The 7,687-nt window shown below is 73.7% G+C and carries 5 protein-coding genes; 2 read left to right on the top strand and 3 right to left on the bottom strand.

Annotated features, from left to right (window positions below; genetic code table 11):
* Window positions 1-424: DUF485 domain-containing protein (locus RCO28_RS38485; RefSeq protein WP_308946057.1), on the top strand; the 424-nt coding region annotated here is incomplete at its 5' end.
* Window positions 421-2,229 carry a cation acetate symporter gene (locus RCO28_RS38480; RefSeq protein ID WP_308946056.1) on the top strand — a complete coding sequence of 603 codons (1,809 nt, stop codon included), beginning with the start codon at window positions 421-423 and terminating at the stop codon, window positions 2,227-2,229. The genes RCO28_RS38485 and RCO28_RS38480, both read left to right, overlap by 4 nt.
* A gap of 59 nt (window positions 2,230-2,288) precedes the next feature.
* On the opposite strand, the gene RCO28_RS38475 is transcribed toward RCO28_RS38480, so the two are convergent.
* The 3 genes from RCO28_RS38475 to RCO28_RS38465 all read right to left on the bottom strand — a co-directional run bounded on the left by RCO28_RS38475 (window position 2,289) and on the right by RCO28_RS38465 (window position 7,439).
* Window positions 2,289-3,188, bottom strand: a complete 900-nt coding sequence (locus tag RCO28_RS38475; protein ID WP_308946055.1) for a cellulose-binding protein — start codon at window positions 3,186-3,188, stop codon at window positions 2,289-2,291.
* A 215-nt stretch (window positions 3,189-3,403) separates the two neighbouring features.
* The gene (locus RCO28_RS38470) at window positions 3,404-6,418 is read right to left on the bottom strand and encodes an SUKH-4 family immunity protein (RefSeq protein ID WP_308946054.1); all 3,015 of its coding nucleotides are present in this window, start codon (window positions 6,416-6,418) and stop codon (window positions 3,404-3,406) included.
* A gap of 7 nt (window positions 6,419-6,425) precedes the next feature.
* Window positions 6,426-7,439, bottom strand: a complete 1,014-nt coding sequence (locus RCO28_RS38465) for an SMI1/KNR4 family protein (RefSeq protein ID WP_308946053.1) — start codon at window positions 7,437-7,439, stop codon at window positions 6,426-6,428.
* Window positions 7,440-7,687 lie beyond the last annotated feature (248 nt).

The raw sequence follows: 7,687 nt of genomic DNA, 5'->3' as shown, positions 1-7,687 counted from the left end.
CACCTCCCCCACTCCCCCCAACACCCCCCGCCCGCACACCGATCCGCTCCCCCCGCACCTCACCTACCCCTGGCAGCCCCGGCCCGCGCAGCCCTCCGCCCCGCCGCGCCGACGGCCCGCCGGGCCCGCCCTCGGGCGCCACAGCGACCTGCGCATCCTGCGCTCCGCCTACAAGTGGCTGCGCCGCGTCGCCACCATCACGGCGCTCGGCTACTTCACGCTCTTCCTCGTCCTGTCCGCGTACGCACCGCAGTTCATGACGCTCCGCGTCGACGGCGGCCTCAGCGCCGGGCTGCTGCTCGGCGCCTGCCAGCTGCCGGTCACGCTCGCCGCGATCGCCGTGTACGAGTGGCGGGCCCGCCGCGCCGTCGATCCGCTCTCCGAACGGCTGCGCCGCCAGGCCGAGTTGGAGGCACGGCGATGACGGAACCCACGCTGCGCCTCGCCGCGCAGTCCTTCGACCTCGGCTCGCCCGGGACCCGGACCGCCTGCCTGATCGCGTTCACCGCCGTCGCCACGCTCACGCTGCTGCTCTGCGTGCTGACCGGCCCCGACCGCGAGGACCTCGACGAGTTCTACACCGGCTCCCGCTCCCTCTCTCCCCTGCAGAGCGGCTTCGCCATCGCCGGGGACTACATCTCGGCGGCCACCCTTCTCGGCACGATCGGCGTGATCGCCCTGACCGGGTACGACGGTGTCGTCCTCGCCCTGTCCACGGCGCTCTCCCTGGTCCTGCTGATGTTCCTGCTCGCCGAACCCCTGCGTAACGCGGGCCGGTTCACCATGGGCGACGCCTTCGCCCGCCGCCTTGGCCCGTCCTCCAGCGGCTCCCGCGGCGTCCGCATCGCCGCCTGCGCCGCGACCCTCGCCGCCCTGCTGCCCCTGATGGTCGTCCAACTGGCCGTGTCGGGAGAGGTGTTGGTGTTCATCCTCGGCGTCGACCGGCCGGGCCTGCGGGCGGGCTGCATCCTGCTGCTCGGCGCCCTGATGATCAGCTACGCGGCCATCGGCGGCATGAAGGGCACCGCCCTCATCCAGATCATCAAGATCGTGCTGCTGCTCGGCGCCGGCACCCTGCTCGCCGGGCTCGTCCTGCACCGCTTCGGCTGGAGCCCCGCCGCCCTGCTCTCCGCCGCCGAACGCGGCAGCGGCGCAGGACCCCGATTCCTGGAGTCCGGGCTGCAGTTCGCGGGCACCAACGGCAGCAGCGGTGGCGGCGGCAGCGGCATGCCACGGCTCGACATGATCTCCTCCGAGCTGACCGTGGTCCTCGGCGGCGCCTGCCTGCCGCACGTCACGATGCGCATGTACGCGCCGCGCAGCGCCCCCGCCCTGCGCCGCTCCATGTCCTGGGCCGTCTCGTCCGTGGCCGTGTTCGCGCTGCTGATCTCCGTCATCGGCTTCGGCGCGACCGCGCTCGTGGGGCGGGACCGGCTGGCCGCGAGCGACGGGCAGGGCAACACGGCGCTGCTGCTCACCGCGCAGGCCGTCTTCGGACCCGAGTCACCGACGCTTGAGACCTTCGTGTTCACGGCCGTCACGGCGATGGTCTTCCTGACGGTGCTCGCCTCGGTCGCCGGCATGATCCTCGCCTGCGCCAACTCCCTGGCCCACGACGTCTTCGCCCACCGCCCCGGCCGCCGCTCCGGCCCACCCGCCGGTTCGTCCCCCGCTTCATCCCCCGGTTCATCCCCCGGTTTGCCCTCCGGTTCGCCTTCCGGTTCACCCCTCGTTCCGTCCTCCGCTTCGCCCCCCGGCCGCCGTCCGCTCAGCGCTCGCCGCGAGCTGGTGCTCGCCCGGGTGTCGACGGCCGCGGTGGGCCTCACCGCGATCGCGCTCGCGGTGTCCGTGCAGCATCTCAACCTGCAGCCGCTGGTCTCGATGTCCTTCTGCCTGGGCGCCTCCGCCCTCGCCCCGGCCCTGGTCTACAGCCTGTTCTGGCGCCGCTACACCCGTACGGGCCTGATCTGCACCCTGGTCGGCGGTACCCTCGGCGTCCTGGTCCTGCTCACCGGCACGAACCTGGTCTCCGGCACCCCCGGATCGGCCTTCCCCGACCAGGACTTCAACTGGTTCCCGTTCACGACCACCGGCATCGCCTCCATCCCCCTCGGCTTCCTGCTCGGCTGGCTCGGCACGGTCCTCACCCCGCCCCGCGCCCGCACGGAACAACGTCGGCAGTACGAGGCGGTCGAGGCGTGGATCCTGGCGGGGGCGCGGCGACGGTGACGGCGACGGTGACGGCCCGCCAATCCAGCCCGTCCGGCAAGGTCGCCCCCGCCCGGCCCTCACCCAGAAGCCTGCGGCGGCACGGAAGCCCCTCCCATCAAGCCGGCCAGGCTACTGCGTACATGGTCCATATGAGCCCGCAACTCCTCCGCGGTCTCGGCATGTTCCCGCAGCACCCGCTCCGTCTCCCGTTCGAGCCGGTCCGCCCGCAGCCGCGCCTCCGCGAGGATCTCCGCGGCCCGCGCGTCCGCGTCCTCCTGCCCGTGCCGCGCCGACTCCTCCGCCTCGGCGAGCGCCCGCTCGGCCTCCGCGCGCCGCGCCTCGCCCGCGTCGGCGAGCTCCTTCTCGTGGCCCTCCGTCGCCGCGACCCGCTCCGCCTCGTCCTTCCGTTCGGCCTCGCGCTGCTCCGCGTGCCCCTGCTCCTGGTCGGCGAGGAGCTTCTCGCACCGCTGCCGGGTGTCCCGCAGTACGGCAAGGGCTTCGGCGCGCAGCTCCTTGTTCTCCTTGCGCACGCCGACCCGGATCCCGTCGACCCTCCCCTGCGCCGCGTCGAGCACCCGCCGCGCATGCTCCTCGGCCGCGCCGCGCACCGACTCGGCATGCTCGGCGGCCTCCTCGCGCTGCCGCCGCCCGTACGCCTCGGCCTCCTCGCTCTCGCGCAGCGCGTCGGCCTGCCCGGCGCCGAGCACGTCGTCGGCCTCCGCCTCGACCGTGGCGAGCAGCTGCCGGGCGCGGGCGCTCAACGTGTCGTACGTCTGCTCAGGCAGCTGCGCCACGACCTCCCGCAGCCGGGTCGCCTCCTCCTCCATCTCCTTGGCGAGCACGGTCAGCCGGGCCGCCCGCTCCCAGGCGGCGTCGCGGTCGGCGTAGACGCTCGCGGCGTACGCGTCCACCTGCTGCGGCCGATAGCCACGGCCCCGTACGACAGTGAAGCCAGGGGACGACGGCACTGCACTCATCCTGGAACCTCTTCTCCGCGGGTCTCTTCGGCGCACATCTTGATGGATCATGCTGAAGCGCTCATACCGCGACACTCCACCCATGTCCTCGGTCAAGGATGCGCGAAAACCGGGCGAAGTCGGAATTCCGGGGTCGTACATGGGACATCTCACACGGAAACGACGCGGCGCCGGGCCGCCCGTCTGGGCGGAACCCGGCGCCGGGAGGTGACGACCTACAGCAGGCCGTCCCACATCTGCTCGAGCAGCACCGACCACCAGCTGTCCGGCGAACCGAGCGCGGCCCCGTCGAGCGCGGCGAGCTGCTGCTGGAAGTCGACCGTCCAGCGGCCCGCCTGCTCCTGGTTGAGCCCGTACCGCAGCCGCCACATCCGGCCGAGCAGCGCCAGACAGCGGACGAACTCCGGCAGCCCCGTGTTGACGAACTGCGGCGCCGCCGGAGCACCGCCGGGACCGGCCTCGACCGGCACCGCCACGATGTTCGCCGTGCCGTACTGCACACAGATCGCCCGGCCGAAGTCACTGCCCATGACGAGGTACGACCCGGCGTCGGACGCGGGCTGCACCCCACGGTCCTGCGCCAGCTCGGCCAGCGTCGGCACGGGCCGCCCCGGCTGCGCCTGCGCCCAGAAGAACGGGCTGACGTCCACCGGCAGACCGGACCACATCAGCGTGTGCGCCACGACGTCCGGCACGCCCTGCCGCGACACCGCCCGCTGGTCGAAGCGGAAGATGCCCTGCGGCCCGAACGCTCCGGCCAGCTCCTGCGCCACCCCGTCCGGCGGGATCGGCGGCGCGGGCTGCACCGGCTGCACCGGAACCCGCACCGGCGCCGGCCGCGCCGGACCGTCCGCGACCTGGTGCAACTCCCCCTGGTGGGCGAGGAGTTGCTGCATGCCCTGCTGCCGCGAGGCATGGTCCGTGCCGTACGGGGCGATCGACGTGATCCGCGCCTGCGGCCACGTCTCCCGGATCATCCGCGCGCAGTACGCACCGGGCAGCTCGCAGGACTCCAGCTCCGTGTGCAGTTCGAGCACCTGCTGCGGCGGCACGTTCATGCCGCGCAGCTCGTGCAGGATCTGCCACTCCGGGTGCGGCATACCGGGCGCGGAGCGGCGGATCAGCTGCTGCTCGGAACCGTCCTGCGCGCGGTAGCGCAGCACGGCCTGGTAGCCGGGGCCTACGGTCGGCTGGCCGGCTGCCGGCTGCTGCTGCGGATAGCCGTACGCCGGGGCCTGCCCCGGAGCCTGACCCGGGGCGGCCGGACCCTGAGGCGGCTGCGGCGCACCGGGCGGCGGGCCCTGCGGCTGCCCGGGCGGGCCGGGCGGCGCTCCGGGAGGGCCGGGCGGAGCGGGCTGTCCTACGGGCGCGGCCGGACCGCCGACCGCGGGACCGGCCAGCATCGTCGCGGCGTGGTGCACGCCTTCACCGGGACCGCCTGGACCGCCGGGCACGCCAGGAGCCGCCGGGGGAGCGGGAGTTGAGGCCGCACCGGGAGCACCCGGAGCGCCAGGAGCACCGGGGACGCCGGGAGCACCCGGAGGACCAGGCGGGCCGGGCGGCTGCGGAACACCGGGCGCACCAGGCGCACCAGGAGGACCGGGCGGCTGCGGGGCACCCGGACCCATCGCACTCGGGTCGGCGAACATCGTCGCCGCATGATGCATCCCACCCGACGAAGCACCGGGCACACCGGGCGGCCCAGGCGGCTGCGGCGCACCCGGAACACCGGGCGGCCCGGGCGGTCCGGGCGGCTGCGGAACGCCGGGCGCACCAGGCGCACCAGGAGGACCCGGAGGACTAGGAGGGCCGGGCGGCTGCGGGGCACCCGGGCCCATCGCACTCGGGTCGGCGAACATCGTCGCCGCATGATGCATCCCACCCGACGAAGCACCGGGCACACCGGGCGGCCCGGGCGGCTGCGGCCCGTCGGGGCCGAGCGAGGAGACGAGCTGCGTCGGTACGTACCCACCGGCCGGAGTCCCGGGCGCACCCGGTCCCGAGGCGGGCGGCGGCGTGGATGCCTCGGATGCCGCCGTCGGCCGGGCGGCCGGGCCCTCCTCGAAGTCGGCGGGCGAGGCGGCGGACGAGACGTCATCGACCCCCACGACCTCGGCCTCGCCGACCCCCGACTCGGTACCGGAATCGGCAACAGGAGCGGGAGCCGGGGCTGGAGCCGGAGCCGGAGCCGGATCAGCGGGAGCCGAAGGCGCGGCAGGCGGAGCGGACGGAGCCACCGGCGGAGCGGGCGGCTCCGCCGGATACCCGTACGCGGGCGGCTGCGGCGCACCCGGAACACCCGGCGCCGCGGGCATGCCCGGAGGCGGCGGAGGCGTGCCCGGACCACCGGGCGCGGGCGGCGCGACCGACTGCTCCCCGCGCTCGTAGGCGGGGGACACGGCCGTCGGCGGGAGCTGGCTGCCGCCCTTCATGAGCGCGGTCTTGGCGTCCGGCGCGACGGCGGGCGGCGTCGCGTCATCGTCGTCCGAACCCGAAAGCGGCGGCGCGAACACGGTGTTGGGCAAGGAGACGGAACGGTCGTCGTCGTCCGCGTTCGTGTCCGTACCCGCCCAGGGCGTCGCATCCACGGCACCGGCACCGGCACCGGCACCGGCCTCGGCCCGCGCGGGCGTCGCGTCACCCCCCGCACTCGGCCAGCCGTCACCGGCAGCAGCGCCAGGAACGACCGGGGCCTCAGGAACAACCGGAGCCTCAGGAGCAACCGGGACCTCAGGAGCGACCGGAGCCTCAGGAGCGACCGGAGCCTCAGGAACAGCGGGCGACGCAGGAACAGCGGGCGGCTCAGACCCAACCGACCCCTCGGCCGAAGCGGACGCCGCAGCCGCCCCTCTCCGCTCCCCGATCCCCATCTGATCGGCAGCCTCCTGCAACCACTCGGGCGGGCTCAGCAGGAACGACGTCTGGTTGAGGTCCACCCGCTCCGGGCTCGCCGCGGCGGCCGGTGTATCGGCGACCGCGTACTCCTCCTCGTACCGCCTGATCACCTCGCCCACCGGCAGCCCCGGCCAGAGCGTGGCCTCGCCGCTGTCCCGGGCGATCACCAGGCGCTGCCCGCCGCCCTCGGACCGCGGACCCTCCGCACGGTCCTCGGCCCAGACCACGAAGCCAAGGTCGAACTCCCGCACCCGCACCTCACGGTGCTGATACGCGGGCACGTCGCCGTTGATCCACTCCTCGGCGCGCTCCTGCGCCTGCGCGAACGTCACCATCGCCTGCTCACTCCCCCACCGCGGACACCGGCACGGCACGCGCGAAGCCGCCGTCCACCATCAGGTTCGCCACCGTCTCCAACTCCGGCGGATTACCCGCGAGCCGGGACAGAAACGCGTCGAAGTCCTCACCGCACGGCAGCAGCAGACGCTCCACACGCTCCTCGACCGTCCAGCCGTCCCCGTCACGCGCATCGTCGTACGCGCAGAACCACACCGAACCGAGCCGGTCACCGCGCACCTTCACCGCGACGATCCCGCCCTGCACGAACGCCACCCCCAGGTAGTCCTTCGTGAGGTGGTCCCGCAGACACTTGTTGACGTAGAAAAGGTCATTGACCGCCGCCTCGTCCCGCACCGTGAAGAACGGCTGATCGACAAGCAGCCCCAACTCCGCGTCCAGGGCCGCCCCGACCGGCGCACAACCGCCCGCCGCCTTCAGGAACGAGCGGTACGCACCCGGCAGCCGATAGCCGAGGTCCTCCTCTATGCCGATCAGCTCCTGCTCCGTCACCGCGAGCCGCGCCTTCGGCAGCCGGAAGTGCGCGGGCAGCGACTCCTGCAGCGGCCGCGTCCCCCGCTTCTGCTGATCCACCGCCGCCGTCGCGATCCCACCGTGATGCCGAAGGAGCGCCTTCACCTCGACCGGGACCAGCTCCAGACGGCGCGTCCCCGGCACGTGATGCCACGTCCAGCCGTGCGGCGTCGCCACCGCCGGGATCGTGTCCCACAGTTCATGACCGTCCGCCGCGAGCGCCGCGTTCGCCGACACATAGTCCGTCAGCCGCAGCTCGTCCACACCGAAACCCTCCGGCGGGTCCGCGATCTCCGCCACAGCACGCGCGTACGGAGAGAAGTCCGGATAGCCGTCCGCCCCCACACGCACCCCCCGCGGATGGCGCGCGGCCCGCACCGGGTCCGGAAAGTGCACGAGCTGACCGGCGTACGCCGCGTTCGGCGGCGCGGCTGCCCCGGCCCGGGAACCCGGCGATACCCCAAGGCCGAGCCGACCTGTCGTCATGGCGGTTGCCCCCTGCGGCACATCTGAAGGTTCGGAACGAGTCCATCGAGTCCCCGACGGATTCACCGAGTCCATCGAGTCCTGTGACGGGCCGGCCGCACACCGGCCGACACGCCACAGCCTAAGCGCTGCCGCACCCCCGGTCACCGGGCCTCCGCTTCCGTGACCTGCGGTCACCCGTACGTGACCGTACGACGAAAACGACACAACACACACAGACCCAGCTTCCGCACCAGGCACCCCATTTG

The sequence above is a fragment of the Streptomyces sp. LHD-70 genome (assembly GCF_031157275.1).
Classification (GTDB): Bacteria; Actinomycetota; Actinomycetes; order Streptomycetales; family Streptomycetaceae; genus Streptomyces.
This window is presented reverse-complemented; position numbering and strand designations above follow the sequence as displayed.